The sequence below is a fragment of the Blastopirellula sediminis genome, from assembly GCF_020966755.1.
Taxonomy (GTDB): Bacteria; Planctomycetota; Planctomycetia; order Pirellulales; family Pirellulaceae; genus Blastopirellula; species Blastopirellula sediminis.
In genome coordinates, this window is sequence record NZ_JAJKFT010000004.1 from 425,710 (window position 1) to 445,906 (window position 20,197).

The 20,197-nt window shown below is 54.8% G+C and carries 19 protein-coding genes and 1 tRNA gene; 4 read left to right on the forward strand and 16 right to left on the reverse strand.

Translation table 11 applies throughout. The annotated features are described in order from the left end of the window. Window positions 1-114: 114 nt before the first annotated feature. Window positions 115-1,677, reverse strand: coding sequence for a hypothetical protein (locus tag LOC68_RS05480; RefSeq protein WP_230216567.1), 1,563 nt, complete (start codon window positions 1,675-1,677; stop codon window positions 115-117). A gap of 655 nt (window positions 1,678-2,332) precedes the next feature. Further along, window positions 2,333-2,881 (reverse strand): hypothetical protein, encoded by a 549-nt coding sequence (locus LOC68_RS05485; RefSeq protein WP_230216569.1) that lies wholly within the window; start codon window positions 2,879-2,881, stop codon window positions 2,333-2,335. Between the two features lie 702 nt (window positions 2,882-3,583). Here LOC68_RS05485 and LOC68_RS05490 point away from each other — a divergent pair. Next, window positions 3,584-3,829, forward strand: coding sequence for a hypothetical protein (locus LOC68_RS05490; RefSeq protein WP_230216570.1), 246 nt, complete (start codon window positions 3,584-3,586; stop codon window positions 3,827-3,829). Window positions 3,830-3,834: 5 nt separating this feature from the next. Here LOC68_RS05490 and LOC68_RS05495 read toward each other — a convergent pair whose 3' ends face one another. The 8 genes from LOC68_RS05495 to LOC68_RS05530 all read right to left on the reverse strand — a co-directional run bounded on the left by LOC68_RS05495 (window position 3,835) and on the right by LOC68_RS05530 (window position 13,632). Beyond that, window positions 3,835-5,148 (reverse strand): DNA modification methylase, encoded by a 1,314-nt coding sequence (locus LOC68_RS05495; RefSeq protein ID WP_230216572.1) that lies wholly within the window; start codon window positions 5,146-5,148, stop codon window positions 3,835-3,837. Window positions 5,149-5,597: 449 nt separating this feature from the next. Then, window positions 5,598-5,753 carry a hypothetical protein gene (locus tag LOC68_RS05500; protein WP_230216574.1) on the reverse strand — a complete coding sequence of 52 codons (156 nt, stop codon included), beginning with the start codon at window positions 5,751-5,753 and terminating at the stop codon, window positions 5,598-5,600. A 309-nt stretch (window positions 5,754-6,062) separates the two neighbouring features. Then, window positions 6,063-7,463 carry a hypothetical protein gene (locus LOC68_RS05505; protein ID WP_230216576.1) on the reverse strand — a complete coding sequence of 467 codons (1,401 nt, stop codon included), beginning with the start codon at window positions 7,461-7,463 and terminating at the stop codon, window positions 6,063-6,065. A gap of 609 nt (window positions 7,464-8,072) precedes the next feature. Next, window positions 8,073-10,190 (reverse strand): 7-cyano-7-deazaguanine synthase, encoded by a 2,118-nt coding sequence (locus LOC68_RS05510; RefSeq protein WP_230216578.1) that lies wholly within the window; start codon window positions 10,188-10,190, stop codon window positions 8,073-8,075. Continuing rightward, the gene (locus LOC68_RS05515; protein WP_230216580.1) at window positions 10,180-10,974 is read right to left on the reverse strand and encodes a hypothetical protein; all 795 of its coding nucleotides are present in this window, start codon (window positions 10,972-10,974) and stop codon (window positions 10,180-10,182) included. Before LOC68_RS05515 ends, LOC68_RS05510 begins: the two co-directional genes overlap by 11 nt. A 146-nt stretch (window positions 10,975-11,120) precedes the next feature. After that, window positions 11,121-11,417: a hypothetical protein gene (locus LOC68_RS05520; RefSeq protein WP_230216582.1), complete on the reverse strand. Its 297-nt coding sequence runs from the start codon at window positions 11,415-11,417 to the stop codon at window positions 11,121-11,123. Between the two features lie 134 nt (window positions 11,418-11,551). After that, window positions 11,552-13,138 (reverse strand): recombinase family protein, encoded by a 1,587-nt coding sequence (locus tag LOC68_RS05525; RefSeq protein WP_230216584.1) that lies wholly within the window; start codon window positions 13,136-13,138, stop codon window positions 11,552-11,554. Next, entirely contained in the window at window positions 13,135-13,632 is a 498-nt protein-coding gene (locus tag LOC68_RS05530; RefSeq protein ID WP_230216586.1) for a DUF2924 domain-containing protein, read from the reverse strand. The genes LOC68_RS05525 and LOC68_RS05530 overlap by 4 nt, the downstream gene beginning before the upstream one ends. Window positions 13,633-14,030: 398 nt before the next feature. Between LOC68_RS05530 and LOC68_RS05535 the strand changes: the two genes are divergently transcribed. Next, window positions 14,031-14,666 (forward strand): hypothetical protein, encoded by a 636-nt coding sequence (locus tag LOC68_RS05535; protein ID WP_230216588.1) that lies wholly within the window; start codon window positions 14,031-14,033, stop codon window positions 14,664-14,666. A 135-nt stretch (window positions 14,667-14,801) separates the two neighbouring features. Then, window positions 14,802-15,644 (forward strand): hypothetical protein, encoded by an 843-nt coding sequence (locus tag LOC68_RS05540; protein ID WP_230216589.1) that lies wholly within the window; start codon window positions 14,802-14,804, stop codon window positions 15,642-15,644. Window positions 15,645-15,661: 17 nt separating this feature from the next. On the opposite strand, the gene LOC68_RS05545 is transcribed toward LOC68_RS05540, so the two are convergent. From LOC68_RS05545 to LOC68_RS05565, 5 genes are all read right to left on the reverse strand, one after another. Beyond that, window positions 15,662-16,348, reverse strand: coding sequence for a hypothetical protein (locus LOC68_RS05545; protein WP_230216591.1), 687 nt, complete (start codon window positions 16,346-16,348; stop codon window positions 15,662-15,664). 316 nt (window positions 16,349-16,664) lie between these two features. Beyond that, window positions 16,665-16,737 (reverse strand) — tRNA-Asn (locus tag LOC68_RS05550). A 276-nt stretch (window positions 16,738-17,013) separates the two neighbouring features. Beyond that, window positions 17,014-17,439: an ATP-binding protein gene (locus LOC68_RS05555; RefSeq protein WP_230216593.1), complete on the reverse strand. Its 426-nt coding sequence runs from the start codon at window positions 17,437-17,439 to the stop codon at window positions 17,014-17,016. 126 nt (window positions 17,440-17,565) lie between these two features. After that, on the reverse strand, window positions 17,566-17,925 hold the full coding sequence (locus LOC68_RS05560; RefSeq protein WP_230216595.1) for an STAS domain-containing protein: 360 nt from the start codon (window positions 17,923-17,925) through the stop codon (window positions 17,566-17,568). A 172-nt stretch (window positions 17,926-18,097) separates the two neighbouring features. Beyond that, window positions 18,098-18,517, reverse strand: a complete 420-nt coding sequence (locus tag LOC68_RS05565; protein ID WP_230216597.1) for a hypothetical protein — start codon at window positions 18,515-18,517, stop codon at window positions 18,098-18,100. A gap of 266 nt (window positions 18,518-18,783) precedes the next feature. Here LOC68_RS05565 and LOC68_RS05570 point away from each other — a divergent pair, with 266 nt between their 5' ends. Next, window positions 18,784-19,587, forward strand: a complete 804-nt coding sequence (locus tag LOC68_RS05570) for a hypothetical protein (protein ID WP_230216599.1) — start codon at window positions 18,784-18,786, stop codon at window positions 19,585-19,587. A gap of 2 nt (window positions 19,588-19,589) precedes the next feature. Here the strand turns inward: LOC68_RS05570 and LOC68_RS05575 are convergent, their stop codons facing one another. Next, on the reverse strand, window positions 19,590-19,889 hold the full coding sequence (locus LOC68_RS05575) for a hypothetical protein (RefSeq protein ID WP_230216601.1): 300 nt from the start codon (window positions 19,887-19,889) through the stop codon (window positions 19,590-19,592). Window positions 19,890-20,197 lie beyond the last annotated feature (308 nt).

Genomic DNA, 20,197 nt, shown 5'->3' on the forward strand with positions numbered 1-20,197 from the left:
TCACACAAGAGTCGCAATCTCGAATACTGCCAACGAGTGCATGATCAGTTCAACTGCACTCCGAATTTCAAATGCCCCATTCTCTCCTGCACGATCAATCAAAAGACGGGCTGGCTATCCACCAACACGAAGCAGTTCACGGGCTTCCGCCTGTCCTGCGGCCGGACGGCCATACTCACTGGCTGTGACGCGAGCCAGCGCGCTGACATGCTGCCAGCGATAGGCGGGGCGAGTTGATTGAAAGTCGTCACGCACGGTCTGGAAGTACTTCTCAGCGTGCAATGCACCGTCCTCGCTGACGGCATACTTAAGCAGGGTAAGGAAGATCCGATCCGCAGGCAGATTCAACTCACCGTAACGGTGCGCAATCGCCGTGGCATGCGCTTGTTGATTGAAACGAATTGCTTCATCCAGCTGATTAAGCAGGTCGTCAGCCCCCTGAGCCGTGATTTCGCCCAGATGTCGCTCTGTAGGCAACGAGTCATCTAGTAGATTGGGCGATGCATCGCGGTCGCGTGCGACTTGCCAAGCGCCGATGATCAGGCAGGACAATGCCGCCGAGTCCGTAGTTGCTGTGGCCAGATTGCGCCAAGCATTCGCTGCATCGCTCGCATGCACGCCCACAGAATCACCGTGAACACAACCTGCTGGTTTCCCAGGCGACTCCCACTGTGGCTGGCGCCCCCCATCCAACAACACGAGCCGACTGGCTGCCAGCGACAGGGCTTCACCGATGGTAGTTGGTGCAAAGCCATCCGCCAACATTTCGGCAGCGGCGCGTGCGGCGTCGGATGGAGTCGCCTCGGCAAAAACCCGACTGAGTCGATGTACGTCTTCGTCTGCTGCCTTGCGTCTACCTGCGGAAAGCCCCTGCAGTTTGTATTCATCGAATAGTCTGCCCAGCATCGCAGCATGTTCACTCCAGTCGTCCCTGCGGTACTTCTCGGATTGAAGGCAGTATCGCAGGGATTGTCGCAGCAGTGTCAGTGCATGCTCGGTTCCAACAATCTCCTGCATGTCCCATGCGCGATAAGGCAGGACAGTGCGGTGGACTTCGGGAGAATCATGCACCAGCGGGATGAGTGCATTGAGCGCTTTGACACGGTCAACGTTTACCAGTTGCGCCAGCAGTTGCTCCGACGTATCTACTTGCCGATCTCTCACGGCGTGATGCAATTCAGCAGCGTCTACGTCACCCACCTCGGTCGGATTCATTGTGATTTGATGCAGCACCTCCGAGGCACGACCGCCGAATTCCTGAATTCGATCCGTATTGCGGTACAACACCTTCATGACCGGCAGAGCAGCCTCCGGGCCCTTCAACAGACCTGACATTTTCAGCGCGGGTGCCAGCGCCATGAACGTGTGAAAGCCAATGTAGTCTTCGCCACCGAACGTACGAGCATTTGCTAGTGCGGCAGCACCGGTCAGTGTCTGGAGTGACACTCCGCTATTCAGTTTCACCACCAATGAGCGTTGTAGTCGATCAACACCGGTTTCCTGAAGTTCTCGAACCAGTGGTTCCAGGTCTCCGAACGTCAGTTCGCCATCAAGCTCATTTGCAAAAGCACGAGGGATCAGCGCCATATCGAAGGCGGCCCCTCCCAGCGTCGCTAACAGCGTTCCGCTTCCCACGCAACGTAGAAACCCACGACGCGATGAATAATGTCGACGCATGGCTACTTCTCCTTGCAGATGTCGCAGAAAACGCAGTTCTGGGATTCACTGAATCCAAATGCACGATGGATCGCATGACACACTACCGTGACATCGGAAGTCCATTGTGTGCGAATGGATCTGACGAACACCAACTCGCAAAAAGGGCATTCCCGTAGATTGTAACGGCAGGGTGGCACTGTTTAAAAGCTTTTTCCTTCGGGCGCCACTGTCGTCTGCGACAGTGTCTTCTGTTGGGCGATCATATTGGATCAGCCATATCTTCGAATGCGACAATTCTTTTGACTTCCTGCAGTTCATGCAATACCTTGCCAGGCATGAACGGCGAAGCGTCGCACCGTAAGCGAATATAGCATTGTCACGTTCCTGGGCATTTCCATGAACTGACGTTTTCCTGTTGCCGTCGGAGGCGTACAAACGCCGCATGCCGAATGAAGAGGCTGTCTTAGGCGACATCGCCACTCTCCCGTTCTGCGTAGATCGGCGTCATCTGCGGTTTTTCCACATGCCAAGAGTTGTGGGAACCGCAGATGAAGGAGATGAGAGCAGATGGCTTAGGGAATCGGTGAGCTGGGGAAGGTCAAGCGTGCAACTCGCGCACGTTCGAAGTCGCGGCGATGGCCCCCAAATCGCTTGTCTCGCAGTGGGCAAGCGGTTAGTTGGTCGTTCGATCGAACAGAACGACATGTTTATCTGGCGCCAGAGCGCTGGCGTAGAATTCAAAATCGACGTGTTGCTGCAGGAAGGGCGTAGCCCCGCACCCAGGGACCAGGCATTCCAGCTTTCTCTGTTTGGGACACTTGCCGAACTTACAAATACGCCCCAGATATCGATCGGTTTCCGGCTCAAGCAGGAACATTTCGACCTCATGAGGAGCGACGCCGAGACTTTGTTCGTCGTGCAGTGAATTCAGCGCCTTCGCTTTCGCCCGCTGTAATTCATGGAGGCGAGAGAGATCTCGAATCCAGACCGCGAGGTCGACGTCTTTGCATTCGTGGTAAACCTCAATCTTGGCGCGTCGAAAGGCGGTGAAGCGAGGAATCTCCTTCCACAGCGGAACGGCGACCGACCCGAACAGCGCGACTTTCTCAACTTCCGGAAATGGCTGCAGCGATCGGGCGACCCACTCGGCCGCGATGCGGAACTTTTGTTGACGCTGCAACAAATAGTCGTTTTGCGATTCGATTTCGGCTTTGGTCGGCATAAGCGGCAGGCGGTTAACAGCGAAGGGGGAAAGGGGCCCAGAGTTAGCCTACCGAAACCGCGAGACGCCGTCAGCGCATAAAAAAAGCCTGGCGAAATGGCCAGGCTTTTGGAGGCTCCCGGAAGGGAACGCTCTTCGTAAACGTTCTATGTTTCTGGGCAGAGTGAGCTTAGAGTCTGCGGTTCAAAATTGCCTTCGATCACGCAGGACGACCGTCAATTTTCCCTGTTCATGGGACTCGCCGGCGACCTGTTCTCTGGCCGCAATCATTGCCACGTAAGACCGTGCAATGGTGCCCGTGCCCAGTAGACCAACGTCCTGCAAGCGATCCGCCAACTCAAAGTCGGCGCCCGCCCCGACCCGAATGAACCACGAGAACTCAAACGGCGGGCGAAGGGATATAAGCTAATGCAAACGCCTCTAAATCGTTACGCGACAGCGGCTTAAAGTTAAGATCGTGCCATTCGTGCCTGTGCCCCTTTTCTTCCCTTTACTTTTTGCACAGGACGGTTCGCCACGGTGGGGCGTTTTCTCGTTTGGGGCGTGGTTAGGCCAACTCGGGAAGCATTCGCAACACGGGCCAACGTCGCGGTTTCCCAAAAACCTGCTCAATTCGCTGAACTGACGCTTGCTGTTTCCACAGTTCCATGGCTCATGTGTCCTATACGAAACCGAACGCCGCTCAACCACGGAGACCGAACGATGACCGCCAACGCCCTCGAAAGCAAGCTTCGCGACGCCTTGCGTAAGCTGGACCCGCACCAAGCCCAGGAAATCCGCGAAGCCTACTACAAGTCGGTCGAAGGCCTTCAATCGCTGGCGGAAACGCTCGAGTACGCTGATATCGAACTGGGCGAGACCAACGAACATATTCTTATCGACGAGCACTTGGTTGCCTGCGAAGCGATCGAGGCGATGAACAAGAGCTTGCTGGGGAAGATTTTGTAACACGCTCATCGCATCGCCTCCTCGCGAGCCTTCATCGGAATTGGCGAGTCACCGGTTCTTTCCAAGATCGCTTGTTTGCCCGTGAACCTCTGGAATCGGTCGACGATAATGTCACAATACAGCGTGTCAAGTTCCATCAAGTAGGCGTTGCGTCCGGTCTGCTCGGCGCCAATCAAGGTCGAGCCGCTCCCACCGAATAGATCCAGGACGTTCTCACCTGCGACGGTGGAGTACTGCAGCGCACGAACCGCAAGTTCTGCAGGCTTGGCCGTTAGATGTTCCATCTGCTGGGGCGGAATCTTTTTCACGTGCCACAGGTCGGGGATATTTTTCGGTCCGTAAAAGCGATGGGCCGCACCTTCACGCCAACCGTAGAAGCACCACTCATGCGCACCCATGAAGTCTTTCCGAGTGAGAACAGGGTGCTGTTTATCCCAGATAATCGACTGGCTGAAATAGAGTCCGTGCTTTTTCAAAACAGGCGGGTAGTTCGCACAATTCGCATATCCGCCCCAGAGATAGAAGGCTCGTCCGGGAGTGAGAACGCGGGCCATATTTCCAAACCACGCGTCGAGCAAGCGATCGAACTCCTCCTCCGAAACGAAGTCATTCTCCAGCGGGCGATCCTTCGCCCGCAACTTCTTCGGCGTTCCATCCGGCTTGCGTCTGCTCGGGTCGGTGAAGCTGCTATTACCGGCCGCGATGGCGTTCTTCGATCTCGGTTCAACCTTCACGTTATAGGGAGGATCGCTGTTCACGCAATGAATGGCAGCGCCGTTTAGGAGCCGATCAACATCTTCCGGTTTCGAGCTATCTCCACAGAGCAATCGATGTTCGCCTAAGATCCATAAGTCGCCAGGTTGGGAGACGGCCTGATCCGGTTGCTCGGGGATTTCATCGGGATCGGTAAGGCCTTCTTTGCCGTCGGGGTGGAGCATCTTCGCCAGTTCGTCTGCACTGAAGCCGAGCAGCCCAAGGTCATAGCCGAGCGATTGTAAATCCGCCAATTCCAAGGGAAGTAGATTCTCGTCCCATTCCGCAAGAGTCGCCGTCTGGTTATCAGCGATACGGTAGGCTTTGATCTGCTCCGGCGTCATATCTGTGGCTACATGGATGGGAACCAACTCGAAGCCCAGTTTCTGGGCCGCTTTGAGGCGGGTGTGACCGACAATGATCACGCCCTGATCATCCACGACGATCGGCTGTCGAAACCCAAACTCCTGAAGACTTCGGGCTACCGCTTCGACCGCGCCATCATTGACGCGGGGATTGCCGGGATACGGCGTAACGTCAGAAATCTTCCACTGTTCGATCTTCATGAGACGGAGCTCACCTATGCACAAATGATTCGTGCTGGTAGCTCCGAGATGCGGAGTGCGGCTCGTTGCGAGCGGCGGGCAAGAGAACCAGAGACCTCCTGCCACTGAAGATGTCTTCATTCTAACCGAAAATGCTATCGAGTCACTATTGGAAACGTGTCCGATTCGTTAGAAGCTGCTGAAAATTTTGCTGTCGATGGCGCCGAGATTGCGATGCGTGCCCGGCGTCCTTTTCTACCAACGAGTCGCACGATGATGCGCACGCCATTTACCTCTACCATTTGAGAATCACCTTGGGCGTACCAGTCAATCGATTGGGCGACTGGCGTTTGGGAATCCGTTCGTTTCATAAGTTACTCCTTGTCCTGATTGATCAACATTCGACGAAGTACACACGTTGCCAGGGCATGCCCTGATGGGCTGTGTAGTTTCCTTCAGTGACCTTGGCGCTACAGGTTGCCCTCGCTCGTTCGCAAGTTGACGATTCGTTGAACGCACGTGCCCGCCAGCAGGAGCAGTAGGAAGATGACGATGGCGTCGAGGGGACCGACCATGCTGTCGACGGTCATCACGAACCGAATGATTTCGTTGTTCCAATTGCACATCGTCTCGTTCTCCCTTGCTGAAAGCGATTGAAGCTAGATCCAACTGCCGAACCTCTGCCGAACGTTGTGCCGAACCTTGTTGCTCGCATACGTCGTTTCCAGTTCTGGACTTACGTCAAATGCCGAACCTGCCGAACCTTATTCCGGACCCAGTCTTCATCCGTGCGCGTGCATGCGCGCGCCCGTACGTGCTGCGTTGCTTTTAAGGTTCGGCAGGTTCGGCAGACTGTTTGTATCTCGATACTATCCTTGAACTTAAGGGTGCCGAACCTTGGGCATTTCAAGGTTCGGCAGAGGTTCGGCAAAGGCCTATAGGTTCGGCACTTTTTCGGTGAGACCAACTCGATAGACGTTTCCTTTGCGATCCTGCGACCGAATGAATGTCGCTGTGCGACCGTCATTCAGATCGAATATCTCCGCAACAAACCGACCGGCGAGCGAACCAAGCTTGGTGGCCTTCGAGCGAATGGAGCCGTCGCCCAATTCTTCCTGGAGAACTCCCTGCCTGTCGCAGTGCTCCACCAGTTCCTTTGGCGTCCAGATTCCTTGCGGATGATCGGCTAGGGACGCCACCAAGTCACCAAACTCGCGACGCGTGTCATCCAACTGCGTCGCCGCCTCCTCGCTGTTAGCCAAGAAGTCTGGTTCACCACAGACATCGAGGATGCCACCAACGATGTCACCCCAGCCGCGTTTGTTGAATCGTGAGTGAGTTGTTACTCGCGGCATGCCCGACGCCTTCCAGCGTTCGACCATGCCGATAAGTTCGCCGAGAATTTCCAGGCGATGTTCCTGGGCGTAACCTTCCGGGTCAGCGATAGAGAATGTGCGTCGTTCCGGGTTGCCTTCGTGAAAGAGATTGACGACCACGCTCCGGGTCACCAAGTCGCGACTCACATCAGGCGAGTTGGCCGTCAAGCAGAAGATGTGCGAGTTCTCGGCGCGGATCGACTCCGAGCTACCCAGCAGGCGATAGGATAGAATCGGGTCCGTGATCGAACGTTCCAGGCAAGCCGACTCGATGCGCGGATTACGGCCTTTGCCTTTGGCATTGTCAATGATGATTGTGTTGTTCCCACGCCGTACGATCGCTCCCAGCCGCTTCTCGAACTCTTCGTCGTTGGGGTTGTAGCTGGCGGTCTCCACCGTCATACCATCACGCAGGATGGAGATTATCTGCCCCAGGACCGTTTTGCCGAGCCCGGGTTGATTGCCGTTAAACAGGACCGCCGGTTTGGAACCAATGAAGTGCGGTATCAAGAGCGCCGTCAGGAGCATCCCGATGAAGTTGGTTCGGTCCCCAGGCGTCTTGAAGCAGAAGTCGCTTAATAATGCATCGAGCTGATTCGTTCCGGCTCGTCGTTCGACCAGCGGACCTGCGTAGTAGATTTTCGAGTGCGGATCGTATCCGGGCGCCACCAGCCGCCAATCCTGCGAATAGACTGGGTTGCGGGTGAACAACTCGATCGCTTGCAGGCGTGCTCGCTCTCCCGGATGGTTGAGCCAGGTGTTGCCGTAATTGGATGGAAGCGGCTTGTATTGAAATCGACTCCCTTCGACAAAACCGAACTCGACGTAGTAATTGAGAAGTCCCGCCAATTCTGCAGAAGAAAGAACTGGCGTGATGACATCATCCCGCATGTTCACCAATTGCTCGGCGCGGCTAAAGCAACCACCGAACTTGAGCAGTGTATTGGTAATCTGATGCATCGTGTCGCCGACTGGGTTTTTCGACGGATCGATGCTGATAACACGCCTTTTTTTGACGCCTGGGGAATCAACCGAATGATCGCCAACGTCGGGAGGTTCGTCCGCGGCAGCGAAATTCGTAGGGTTGGAGCGTTCCTCTAGAGATGAACGCCGTTGCCGGAGTGAACCACGATAGACGGTTCGGGCAGCTTCGACGCATTCAATCGTTCGCGCACCTCGGAGACAGTGACGTGATCAATGTCACACCACAGTGTACGAATGGTCCGGATCTGCCAAGCGAGATCGAACTGTCCCTCGGCGCCGAACCGCGGGCAAGTCCCGAAGAAAAGATTTAGTCTTTGGTTGCGCCCCGCTCACGGCAAGTGACCTGATCTGCCCAAAGTTGATCCGTTGCATCTCTCGGATGAGTTGTCGTCGCCCAAAAGATAGTGACGCACTGGAGAATGCCATAACCCTTTCCTTCCTTTGGAGATAGGATCCTATGGCGCAGGGCGAATGGCTCTAGTAAGCCAAAAGAAAAACGCCGGGTGCACCTTCAAAGCTGAAGGGGGCGACATCCGACGTAGCAGAGGCTACATTCCGTGTAGCCTCTGAATTTTTTAGAAATTTTTACTCGTTGACGACAGCGCTAAGCTCCCAGGAAATTCCGTCTAGAGGTTGGTACTTGGGGTGGTTCCCGAAGGTGGTGTATTTTGTCAGGTGCTCCGCAAGAGAACTGTCAGCATGCTTGATTTGATTATCGATGACACGCTTTACCGCGCTGCGAAAACTGTCGCGAATGTTCTTTTGTTTGTCGCCACTTTGTTTGAGTCGTCCGCCAATGCCTACCGAAGTATGTATGGTTGATAGGAAAGCTTGTATTTCAACTTGTAGCTCACGAACCAGCACCTCGTTGTTGTCAGCTCGAGCGCGATCGATCTCACCTAATAGTCGCTCTGCTTCGTCGCGATATTGATCAATTGCTTGCTTGTCCGAGATGGCGCCCAACGTATCAAGAAGTGGATTGTGTTTTGACGTAAGTCCATCTTCGATGGCAGTTCTTGCGACGATTAGATAGTTGCAGTATTCCGCAGCTGATCCGCACACAATTTCAACAGCACTTATTGCTTCACCAGGCCTTGAAAGCAACTGGTGAATATAACCAACCCCCTTGTGCCCAAGGACAATAAACTCCTTTCCTCCCTGAAATCGCACTTGCCATGCCTCGCCTTTCCGCCTGAACACGTTTTCCGGTAGATCTTCTTTTCCAAGCTTCGCGGAAACGGTGCAGGGCAGGCGAGATTCGTACACAATCCGAAGCATCGAATCTGGTGGTAAACTACGTTGACGAATGGCCCTCCCATGCTCAGCGAGCATTTTGTCAATTACGCGATTCACCTCCCCTGAATGTTTTTTATACATGTCGAAGCATCTCGGTAATCGCGCTCCAACGCTTTCATCTAGGTAAGGCAGTGCTCTAGCCACTTCCGGGAACTTCTTCAGGAATTGCAGCGGACCATCGATTAGGTCCACCTGATTGGCGCGCTCAAGATAGTTGGCGAACAACGTTTTGTCTTCGTTAATATGTTCGCTCTTGGAGCGACTTTCGGTGAAGATATCCATTCGGTATTGTTCGAGCGGATCATGGTTTTCCAGTCCGGCGGCAAGGATTGCAAATCGTCGATCAATGCATTGTGAGCAATAGCCGCAATGCGAATGTTGATTTGAGATCTCCCATGTGTGAGTGCAACTAATTGAATCCGCGATGAGATCGGCACACTCCGCCCTGGAGATCAGTTTTGCTATCTCACCTTTCGTGTTCCAATGAAAGGGATTATCGACACAAAACGGCTTACCGCTGACGAGAGTCAGTAATGACTGAAATCCGTGGATTACACGTGGATGGGTCGTCCTTGTCGCATTGCCGCCGACGACATGGGCGCAAATCGGCAAATTCAAACTGATAACGCCATTCTCGTAGAACCGAACATGAGATAACCCCAGCATCTCCGCGATGGTTGCCCCCAAAGTCACGAAGAGAAACGAGCGACTTCTTTGAGTGTATTCACGATTCATCGATTTCTTCTTGTTCACCGTGACACGAACGTGGCTCGGTAGATTATTCGTTGCCTTGGTGTTGAGTAATCGTCGCAGTTTCTCGTAGCGGATGTCGAGCTTTTGCGTCGCGCGATGATTTACAAGTAAGACTGGATTCTTCTGATTCACTACTTCTTCAACGGCGCCTCCTACAGAATCCACGCCCCCAGAAAACATGACTACCCGCTCCGGTAAATTCCGACGAACTTCGTCATCGGTGAAGTTTAAGAAAGTCTGAAATGAAGACTGGTGTTTAATTTCCGAGAAGATAAAGTCGTAATGATCATCGGACAGGAACGAGAGCGTCTCACAAAGAACCTTCTGGGTTTCTGCTGATCGCCAAAATTCGAGGTCGCGTACTGAAATGAAAAAATGAAACCGTCGACGCCAGAAGCTGCCAAACGACTCGACGTCTCTGGCGCCGCGTGGGTTAGTTTGATCGGCTGCAAAAACATACGTAGCGATGTCGAGTAAATCCCGAAATCGAGCCGGTACCTCCTTGTACAGCCGCTTCTGAATTTCATCGATTCGCAGATTGAGCTTGCAATCATCGTCGGAGCCATAGATATGAAGACGAGTCGTGTTAGATTCGCATTCGGTCGAGAGTTGCGGCAATGAATCGCCACATATGATGTAGCGATCAATGTCCATTGGCATTTGCTCCAACCCGTAACTCGTCATTGATTTTCTTCAAAGCCCAAGAGGCAAACCCCTGAACCGAATCCCGTGAGATTGCTCCATGTTCTTGGTAGACGTGTAGTGAAAACCACTCGCCCGAGTACTGCTCGACAATCTTCGACGCTTCCCGACAATGCGTTTCTAAGGCGTTGTCGAACTCAGCCATTTGGTTCATGGTTGCAAAGCGTTGCCCATCGCCGAGATGTGTAGCCAATGTACGACTTAGAAAGTAGTTCATGCTCTCACACGTGAGGCGGGAGTAGAATTCACGAGAGAGATGAGCAAATTCTTTCTCTTTAGAAAAGTCGGACAACGCCGCCTTTATGTCGTCCGCTCGCGTGTCAAACAGCGATTGCTGCTGAAGTTTAGGCTCCATCCGAGTAACCACTGCGTCACAGAGGGCACGTTGCGCCAAATCGCCTAAATCCGATCGTGTAATTTCCTGATACGTGGCGTTGTCGAGCGCTTCGCTAAGTCCAACGACAACCTCGGTGATAGAACTGTTTTCAGGAATATTTACGCCGTGTTCGCGCAAATATCCGACCGGATCGGATGACCTGCCAGCTAAACCAAGTTGAGTTAGCAGCCATACTGCGTGATTGTAGCCGCAATCATCTTGAACGAACGAGAAGGATTTCTCAGCTGCCCTAATTGTGGCTTCGGCGACTTGAGCAGTATCCGCGCCTGCGGCGATCAGTTGTACAACGTCACGCCATGCTCTTGTTCGCGGAAGAGCGCCAAGTCGCGTATGTCCCATGTCTAGCTTTGCTTCTCATGTAGAACGAAACGGTCCTCTGTGGGCGTGCTCGTCTCGGTATAAATCTGCAGTTGGGATGTGTGTGCTCGTGTGGTTCAAAGGATCGCATCGTTTTTTATCGCCATGGGAATCGCGATAGTCAAACATTACTCTGAAAAAACTTCCTGACGTGGTTCACTTGTCAGTTCTTTCCACATTCGCCGTTGCTTTCGCCAGTCGGGCGTCAGAGCAATGGGTTGGAGTTGACGAAGGTGCAGTGGGTCGCGCCCGCGATCGGTGTCGGGAAAGAACAGAATGGCTTCCTGGATATCGGGGGCCAGCATCCGCAGGTTCATGATTTGCGTGATGCGGGCACGAGTGACGTGCCCGAGTCGGGCGAGTTCCGCGTAGTCGGTCGCATCGCCAGCCTGGATCAATTCGTCGAAGCGGATCGCCAGCGCCATCAGTCGTGCGACGCGTGGCACACGGCCGCTCGATTCTAGCGTTGGCGTTGGGCCATCTCCTTTATGGACGTTCTTGCGACCTCCGCGGCCGACTCGCTGAAAATGGATCTGCGACACAATCGTAATGGACTGGTTCATGCAGCGCTCTCCGTTTTAGGGCCGGCGATTTTATCGGCCAAAGTCTTGATTCCACTGGGGTGAAACGTGATCGACAACTTCCCCGAAGATCCGTCATAGTCGACCCGCTCAACAATTAGTTGAACTAAGCGAGTCTGTTCTCGCGGTGTGAGCGAATCCCAAACCGGATCGAAAAGGGCCATCGCGTTGATGATCTCGGGCTGGTCAACGATCTCGCGGCCAAGCGTGATGAGCTGTGCGCGAATTTCGGCTTCCCGTTTTTCTGCACCGCGAATCCGATCCTGCAAGTCGGCAAGCCGATCGGTGGCGGGCGTGTTCTCTTCACCCGGAGCAATTTGTCCTACCACTTTACGAATCTCTCCGTTCCATCGCATCAACTCGCGATCTAGTCCTTTTAGTTCAGTCTCGAGGGTGGCGACTCGTGATTGCCCTTGTCTTTGCGCCTGGGTGATCGTTTCGTGAAGGAGCGTAGAATCGCGACCGATGCACTTGATCTGCCCGACTACGAAACGCTCGATCTCGCCTGCGGGAATTGACTTGGAAGGACAAGAGTGCCAACCGCGTTTCTGGGCCGAGGTGCAAACGTAGTAGCGATAGCGCTTTGTCACGTTCTTCGTTGAGTGGGACGGGGACATGGCGCAACCGCAGGGTACGCAGTGGAGAATGCCTTTGAGCAACGCCCCGAATTTGTTCCGCACGGCGGCCCCGCCAGTGCGACCATTGCGAGCCAGGAGGGACTGCACCCGCTGCCACATTTCGTTCTCGATGATGGCGACATGCTCGCCTTCATGGACCTCTTCCTTGTATTTGATTTTGCCGGCGTAGGTGACGTTGGTGAGCAGCTTGTGCAAGCTGGTCTTGGTAAAGGTCTTGCCGCCGCGCTCGTGCCCCTTGCGAGTCGTCCATCGTTTATTAAGCCATCCTCGCTTATCAATCTCCTGAACCGTGGCGATAAGTGATTGATGCTCGAGATAGAGTTCAAATATCGTCTTTACGCGAGCGGCTTCGTCTTCGTTGGCAATCTGTTTCGAGCCACGCGGGTCTACGTCATAGCCAAGCACCGGCATGCCGCCCGACCACTTTCCCCGACGACGGGCCGCGGCGATTTTGTCCCGGGTTCGTTCGGAGATGATCTCACGCTCGAACTGGGCGAAGGACAAGAGCACGTTGAGCATCAACCTTCCCATCGATGTGGAAGTATTGATCAGCTGCGTGACGCTAACGAACGAAATCTGATGCCTATCAAACGTCTCGACCATTTTGGCGAAGTCGAGCAGTGACCTACTGAGGCGATCGACCTTGTAGACGACAATGCAGTCAACCTTGCCTGCCTCCACGTCGGCCAGTAGGCGTTTTAGTGCCGGCCGTTCCATATTGCCACCGGAGAACCCGCCGTCGTCGTACCGGTCGGGCAGGCATTCCCAGCCTTCGTTGGCTTGGGATTTGATGTAGTTCTCTCCCGACTCGCGTTGGGCATCGAGCGAGTTGAACTCCTGCTCCAGCCCCTCTTCGGTCGATTTGCGGGTGTAGATGGCACAGCGGATGGCGGGGGCGGTTGCGGACTTTCGATTTCGGTTGGTCATTGGGTCTGCTCCTTTCCAAGGCGGAAGAAGTGGTACCCGTTGCAGTGCTGGCCCGTAATCGCCTTGGCGACCGCGCTGAGCGACTTGTAGACCTCGCCCTCGAACTCGAATCCCTGCGGGAGCACTTTCACTTGGAGCGTTTGTCCCTTGTACTCGCGGTTGATGATGGTGCCAGGTGGCGGCAAGCGATCGTCACTTTTGGTCACCAACGCCGCGGACCTCGTGCGTGAGGCGGGCGCTGGCTTCGCCGGTTTGGCTTTGGGAGGCGATAGTCGCACGTCGGCATCGTTGGCCAACTCGGCGGCGCGGTGGCGTGCGCGTTCCGACAGGTCGCCTTCCTCCAGCGATTGCAGCCGCCACGCGATCCGCTTGATGAGCCACGGCTTGTTGCCGGCCTTTGTTTCTTCGCCAAACACCTCGGCGTAGCGCCCTCGCAATTCGCGGACGTTCATCCGCTGCAGCGAAGCGACCTCTTTTCCGACGTTCAGATTCATGCGTCTCTCCTTTTCTCGGGGTCTTGGAAACCGTTAACCGTTGTGGACAGTGAGCACGGTTTCGTCCGAAACCTCAAGGCATGAAGAGACCGATTTCGCCAGGTTTTCAAGGGCGGAAGGTTCGGGGGCGTCGTCGGTCCATGCCGCCCGGGCGTGGAGTCGGAGAACGCCATCCGCTAGAATTTGAGCGATGGCAGTGCGACGCTCGTCAGGCGCCATGGAACAAGAATCAGCGAATGGTAGCATGGGTAATCTCCAAATGGAGTTGCCCACAACGACCTTCGCTTGGCGACTGACGCGGTGTCTGGCAGTAACAGAATGGTTAACAGCTTCTATCTGTTAACCTACCCTCTTGGTGCAACAATTGACGGAAAAGTGAAAAATAGAACGGCGACGCAATGATTCCAGTCGAGTTGATACCACATGACCACTCGGATCGCCTGAACCAGGTGGTGGATCAGGCGTGGCACATATTTCAATCGCATTTCATCTACAAGCGGCATCCGATACTCAAGGAGGCGCCGTTCCAGCATCATTTCGCGAACATTCTCTCCGCGTTAGGCTCACTATATTGCGTGGAACGAAGCGACATTTTCTTTGTTGACCTCGAGACGCGGTGCGAAGGCGTCAAAGGCAAATCAAAGTACGTCGATATTACTTGTTCTTTTCCGAATGCAAACGTCTCCTGCGCGATCGAATTGAAATTCAAAACCGCGCAACAAGGCGCACAAGACCATGGGCGGATTGACGCTTACGTGGATATCGAAGCGGTCGAGTTAGTCTGCGATTCGCAGTTCACACTTGGGCGCTTCTTCATGATCACCGACAGCTCGGTGTACGTGAATCCGTCCCAAAGAGGCGTCGGTACGGTGTTTTGCATGCACGACGGATTTCAGGTGACGCCAGGGCAGGAAATTGCGTGCCCCCAGAGCAAAGGCCGAGAAACGGTCGTGGTCCAATTGAAGAACGCACACGTGTTCGAGTGGCAGCAGCACGGTGGCTGGTACTTTCTTGAGATTTGTGTTGGCGATTGAATCGAGTTTCAAGTCATGACGCTAATCCTTGGTCGGATATCGCAGGATCGCATAGAACTCGGGGCAGACGGGCTCAGTACCAGTTCGGGATTGAGGGGCCAGCCTGGTCGGACAACATTGCAGAAGCTCTTTCCAATGGAAAGCCACCCCATCGCTGTTGCGCAAGTCGGTGCCAACTCGGTAAAACGTAATGGTCGAGATTCAAGTCTCTCGTGCCTTCTGCGTGAGGCGCTACGACTGATCGAAACCGAAAACTCTGGGATGGCTGTCGAGCACGTAGCATCAGCGTTGGCTGGTCGCTTGTGGAGCACCTGTGAATCTGGGGATTTCAACCTATGGGTGCTGGGGTTCGAACAAGCAAGCGGCAGTGCGCGAATATTCCGTGTTGGAATTTGCAAGTCAGCTGCCGCACATGGGCCGCTCGTTGAATCATCCGACGAAAAGGCCATCGCTGACGGTTCAGGAAAGGCATTCGTCAACTCGATATGCGGCGACCTCTATGCCGCATTCGAAACTGCGCTTAAGAGCCAGCAGGCTGCTGACGAGTTCACGTTTGGCGGACATTGGCATTCGCTAGCGATTCAAGGGCCACGGTCGCCAGCGTGGACACGTCGACCACGAACTGGGACGCTCGGCATTCAGGAATTGCTTGAACAACGCGACTTAAGCTGCGTCAGTCTATCTGCGGCCTCTCCTCAAGAGGATATCCGAGCACAGATGAAGCAGATGAAGAATGCTCTTTCCCAAAGAGCACAAACGGAAGGCGGTAAACGGCCGCGCACGATTGGTGGTTGTATGGAACACTGGGAGCGAAGCCGGCCCGAAAAGAATCCGCCCAACTGGAACAGAGTGTTTCGGCTCGTCGCGATAGGGGACGAGGCCAACATTGCTGACGCTGACGATGTTTCTGACGATGACGCAGTGCTCTACGCTACTCACGTTCAAGAGTTGACGGCATCGCTTCCCTCCCCGCTCTGACATTGGCAATCGGGCACTCAGATGGTGTCAGGAGGCAGCGTCGGCAATAATTCCTGTGCTCTATCAAGAAGCGGGTTGCAGCGAGAGATGACGTCCGAAAGACTCTCGCTTGTTAGCCGGTTAACGGCGAGCAAACCCACAGTCGTCAGCATGAACCATATGGAGTCCGCTAGAGCAAGCTTGGCGAGGTACAGGTCGGGATCACAGGGCAGTTGGAGCAGGGTCTGAAATCGGGGGTTATTATGTTTGAATCCGCAAAGGAATCGATACTTCTGATACTCCTCCTCAGTGCGATCCGCATTCCAACCGCGCTTGCTGCCTGAAGTTTCGACCACCTTCTTCACCGAATCCATGGAGCGATGAAGATCGGTCCAATTCAGGAATTCTTCGGCTTTGGCATCGTCGTTACTTACGTAGGTGAGGAAGTGCGACTGCTCAAAGAGATTTGCGGCACCGCTTACGGATTGAAATCCGTGTCCGTTGCACGCGAGAAGTTCAACTGCACGCAGTTCCTCGCCAAGACGGCGCAGCAGCAGCCTTTCAATGTTAAGCGATGTGCTCGGCGTCGCCTTAACAATCTCGGGATGCTGTGCGATGTCAGCAACTAACTGGTGGGTGTCAGCGATCACATCGAGCAGTGGCGACAATTCGTCGAGGTTTTGCGAACGCCATTGCGCCTCGACTGGTTCCCAATAATTTGACATGCGACGTGCCTCCGGTTGATTTCGATCATTATGCGCTGCAAAGAGGGGTCCGAAAGGGACCGGCCTGTTAACTTTTCGGGGTCTGTTAATCAGAGACTCAGAGAGTTTGGGCGAGAGATTTCGGGGTGCGGAAGGAACCTTGAAGGTCCCTTTCGGACCCCGGAAGTTCTCTCTCGAACCAGAGAGCGCGACGCCGCTGGCGGGATCGTCGCAAATCCTTGCCAGAACTGGCCAAGAACGCGAAACGCCCGGCAGCCGATCTCTCGACGCCGGGCGTTAACTGGTCGGTGGTTTCTTTCCGCTGAAAAGAAACGAGCTCCCCCGGTAGGACTCGAACCTACGACATAGCGGTTAACAGCCGCTCGCTCTACCAACTGAGCTACAGGGGATCAGTGAAAAGGTATAATTTAGCTTCGCCGGATTGAAACGCAACACCCCATCGCCGCAACTTCGGGCCCGGTCAGCGACTTTTTCGCGCGGTATTTTCCGCAGGACCGGAAGTTCTTCCAAATTTAGCTAGCGGGGCCGAGGCCGACTTCGCTGGTCGCGGCGAAATCTCGCAGGCGAATTCGGAGGTAGGGATGGAGTGCGATCGGCAGGCGGAACAGGTCGTCTGCTGCTGGAAGACTGACAGGTGGCAGTTCACGCGGTGACGCGTTGCAGCGTCACTGGGTGCGGACTTTTTCCATGAAGACGGAGTTGCCGCGGTCGTTGTACTGCACGACAGTCATGTAGGCGTTGATCAGCATCACTCCACGCCCCGATTCGTTCTCCAAGTTTTCCTCCTCGGTCGGATCGGGGACGTCCATTGGATTGAAACCGGGACCTTCGTCGGTTACTCGAAGAGACACACGATCGACTCCGACGTTCATTTCAATCTGAACGTTTTTTTCTGGGTTGTAAGCGTTGCCATGCTTAATCGCATTGACGATCGCTTCTTCCGCAGCCAAATGGATGCCGAACACGTCGGACATGCCCCAAGCGTGCTCTTCCAGTTTCGAAAGGAGCTGCTTGACGAGGCGTTGACCTTCGTGCGTGTCGCTCGGAATCGTTTCCGAACAAGTCCAAAGCCAGTTGTTGTTTGCTCCCATGGTTTCTTGGGGGTTGCGGGAGTAACGGGAGTGCGACCCGATAGGAGTCGCGGGATGAGCCGCTGAGGAATGAAGAAAAGATATTAGGGCGCCGGCCGGCGGAAAATACGAGGCGAGCGTTAGTCGTTACGATTTGAACGCGGCCAAAGCGTCAGGAACGTCGTCACGGATGTCGAACAACTTGTTCAGCTTGGTGATCGCGAAAACTTCCATGATCTCAGGACGAATATTGCTCATGCGGAGCTTGCCGCTGTGAGCTTTGACCTGCTTTTCCAGATTGATGAGCTTGCCAAGCGCGGAACTCGACAGGAACTCAACGTGCGAAAAGTTGAGCAGGATGTTCTTTTTCTGTTCTTGTTCGACCAGCGCAGTAAATTCCTGGCCGATCTCTTGGATTTGGGAATCGTCTAGAATCTTGCGATCATTGAACTGAACGACAGTCACTCCGCTGACTTCGGAAATCCCAAGACGCCGATTATCGGCCATGCATCCACCTCGCTGGCAATGAGCGTGTAGCCGTCGCGTTGCCCAAAAGCGATCCGGCTATTTGACGTAACCCGTTATTTCAAATGATATTCGTGCAAACGGTGCTGTCAACGCCTCCAAATGCTAGCAAGGGGCATCTTCTCGCAGAATTGATCCGCCTTGGGTTCCGATTTTACTGACGGCGACCTTTGAGCGTGACGTGCTCGATCAGCAAGTAGTTGGAACCGCGATACTCGGTCACCACCCCCGAGACGGTCCAGGTGATTTTGCTGGCCGATTGTTCCATTGATTGGGCGACCCGCTCCATCGCCAGGTTCTCCAAGACATGGAAATCCTGCGTTCCGTCGTCGCTGACGAAGTTCATCCGGTCCCCCACCCAGTCGAATTGGCCGACGCTGTCGGTAATTCGCGTCCCTTCGCGGACCCGGTTGCGACGACGTTTTTCGTCGGCCTGGGCGCTGGCGCGGTCGGTCACCACATCGATCTCGGGGGCCGAAATCGGGGGTGGCGACCCATTCTGCTGTTGGGCTTGGGCAATGAACGGGAGAGCCGCGAGGGCCAAGATGGCGAAGACGCCAAGGGTTCGTAACATCGGAGTGACCAAGGGTAGGGATTCGCTCGAACTACTGCTACGTAGCAATTTTAGGACACGCTTTGGGGCGCGCTCGGGTTGCGTTTTGGCGACAAGGTTGCGATTTCGCAACGCTGATTTTTGTTCGCAACGAATCGAAAAGATGTGTAAGGTAATGGAGTGTAACGATTTAGGGGCGGTGGCGCTGCGGCAGGAAGCGATTTGGCGCCGAGGTTGCATTTTGGCACGGAAGACCGTTTATTCGCCAGAATTCGCCGAGCTGCACCATGTTTCTTCGACTTGCCGCACTGCTGATCCTCGGAAACCTTATCGGCTCTCCGCTTCTCGCCGCTGAAGTTTCCGTCACGCTTGAAAGCGGACGAACCGTGGCTGGGGCGGTTTCGGTGAAAACCGACGACGCGCAGCTCTGGATCAACTCGGGGAGCGGCGGGATCAAAGTGGTTCGCCCGATCGACTGGGATCGGATCGTGTCGGCCACGGTCGACGGCGAAGCGATTTCGGTCGACCAGTTGCGGCAGCAGCAGTTCGCTCTCGAGGAGCCGGAAATCCGCATAAAGAGCGAGATCATTGCTCGTCCCGTGCAACAGGCCAGCTACGAGGAAGAGACCTACGTGCCGCGACTGGCTTCGCTGCAGGTCTACGCAACGCTCGAAAACTGGGACTACGACATCATCGCCGACGGGCTGCGATTGACGATCGACGCCCGGGATCAATACGGGCGAACCTTCGACTTGCAGGGGCAATACGACGCCGAGCTCTACGCCTTCAAGCGATATGACTTTTACACCGTTCCTTCGCAGCGAGGCGTCGTTTCGACCCGGATCGGTCGCTGGGGAGGAACGATCGATTCGCAGGCCGGGGCCAATCCGATTCGCCTGACGTATCAGGGGCAAAACCCGGAATTAGACGACTCTTTCGCGCCCGAAGGGCTGTTGAAAGTTCGCATCGTCGTGCCGGGGCAGGGAGTCTTCGAACGTAAAGTCGATTGGGTTCGGATTCGGACCTGGTCACCCTATCGCGATTACTCGCAACTGAACCAGTCGCCCAATCTTCCCTATCACCGCCGCTAGGTTTAGCCGGGCTTCTGCATCGCCAGGCTATGCAGGATCAGCACGCCGCCGACCGAGATGAGCGCCCAGCCGAGCCATTCGGGCGGATTGATCGTCCGCTTGGTCGTGGAGGCTTGCGATTCGGCGGCCGGAACGAACGCGGGGGGGATGTCTCCCGATGCGGCTTGTTGTTGCACCATTCGCTTGGCGATGAACGAGCTCGCTTCTTCGGTCAGGGTCACCGAATCGATGATGCGAAATTGGATCCCGAGCGCAAGCACGATCAGGCCGATCATGAAGTATTGGTTGCGATTCAGTTCCATTGGGGTGGCTCTCAGTCGTCGGGCACGTGAGCAGATGTATCTTTAAGTATCGAGCTAGCTGGCGCTGGATTTCAGCTGTTCCGCCTGGGGCGCGGTTGTGGCGCGAGTATCGATCGCAGGCATATTTCGGGCGAAACGGGCCCCAGAGCGGGGCGAGAGGAGGCAATTTGGCTTAATTTGGCGCCCTTTTGCCTGGTTAGGATGCAAATCTCGCGTGAACGATAGAAGCGAGGTTCTCCGCTACCCACACTAGGTGGATTAGCTCGAATCGGCTACCTTACCGGATTAAATCGCGGTACCAATCTGAA

Excerpts from the sequence above, each read along its gene's own strand:
- LOC68_RS05500 (WP_230216574.1), bottom strand. The coding sequence starts at position 5,753 with ATGTGCAATTGGAACAACGAAATCATTCGGTTCGTGATGACCGTCGAC.
- LOC68_RS05565 (WP_230216597.1), bottom strand. The coding sequence starts at position 18,517 with ATGTTACGAACCCTTGGCGTCTTCGCCATCTTGGCCCTCGCGGCTCTC.
- LOC68_RS05530 (WP_230216586.1), bottom strand. The coding sequence starts at position 13,632 with ATGAATCTGAACGTCGGAAAAGAGGTCGCTTCGCTGCAGCGGATGAAC.
- LOC68_RS05545 (WP_230216591.1), bottom strand. The coding sequence starts at position 16,348 with ATGTCAAATTATTGGGAACCAGTCGAGGCGCAATGGCGTTCGCAAAAC.
- LOC68_RS05540 (WP_230216589.1), top strand. The coding sequence starts at position 14,802 with ATGGAAAGCCACCCCATCGCTGTTGCGCAAGTCGGTGCCAACTCGGTA.
- LOC68_RS05535 (WP_230216588.1), top strand. The coding sequence starts at position 14,031 with ATGATTCCAGTCGAGTTGATACCACATGACCACTCGGATCGCCTGAAC.
- LOC68_RS05480 (WP_230216567.1), bottom strand. The coding sequence starts at position 1,677 with ATGCGTCGACATTATTCATCGCGTCGTGGGTTTCTACGTTGCGTGGGA.
- LOC68_RS05505 (WP_230216576.1), bottom strand. The coding sequence starts at position 7,463 with ATGCATCAGATTACCAATACACTGCTCAAGTTCGGTGGTTGCTTTAGC.
- LOC68_RS05570 (WP_230216599.1), top strand. The coding sequence starts at position 18,784 with ATGTTTCTTCGACTTGCCGCACTGCTGATCCTCGGAAACCTTATCGGC.
- LOC68_RS05510 (WP_230216578.1), bottom strand. The coding sequence starts at position 10,190 with ATGGACATTGATCGCTACATCATATGTGGCGATTCATTGCCGCAACTC.
- LOC68_RS05525 (WP_230216584.1), bottom strand. The coding sequence starts at position 13,138 with ATGACCAACCGAAATCGAAAGTCCGCAACCGCCCCCGCCATCCGCTGT.
- LOC68_RS05575 (WP_230216601.1), bottom strand. The coding sequence starts at position 19,889 with ATGGAACTGAATCGCAACCAATACTTCATGATCGGCCTGATCGTGCTT.
- LOC68_RS05495 (WP_230216572.1), bottom strand. The coding sequence starts at position 5,148 with ATGAAGATCGAACAGTGGAAGATTTCTGACGTTACGCCGTATCCCGGC.
- LOC68_RS05555 (WP_230216593.1), bottom strand. The coding sequence starts at position 17,439 with ATGGGAGCAAACAACAACTGGCTTTGGACTTGTTCGGAAACGATTCCG.
- LOC68_RS05515 (WP_230216580.1), bottom strand. The coding sequence starts at position 10,974 with ATGGGACATACGCGACTTGGCGCTCTTCCGCGAACAAGAGCATGGCGT.
- LOC68_RS05560 (WP_230216595.1), bottom strand. The coding sequence starts at position 17,925 with ATGGCCGATAATCGGCGTCTTGGGATTTCCGAAGTCAGCGGAGTGACT.
- LOC68_RS05490 (WP_230216570.1), top strand. The coding sequence starts at position 3,584 with ATGACCGCCAACGCCCTCGAAAGCAAGCTTCGCGACGCCTTGCGTAAG.
- LOC68_RS05485 (WP_230216569.1), bottom strand. The coding sequence starts at position 2,881 with ATGCCGACCAAAGCCGAAATCGAATCGCAAAACGACTATTTGTTGCAG.
- LOC68_RS05520 (WP_230216582.1), bottom strand. The coding sequence starts at position 11,417 with ATGGCGCTGGCGATCCGCTTCGACGAATTGATCCAGGCTGGCGATGCG.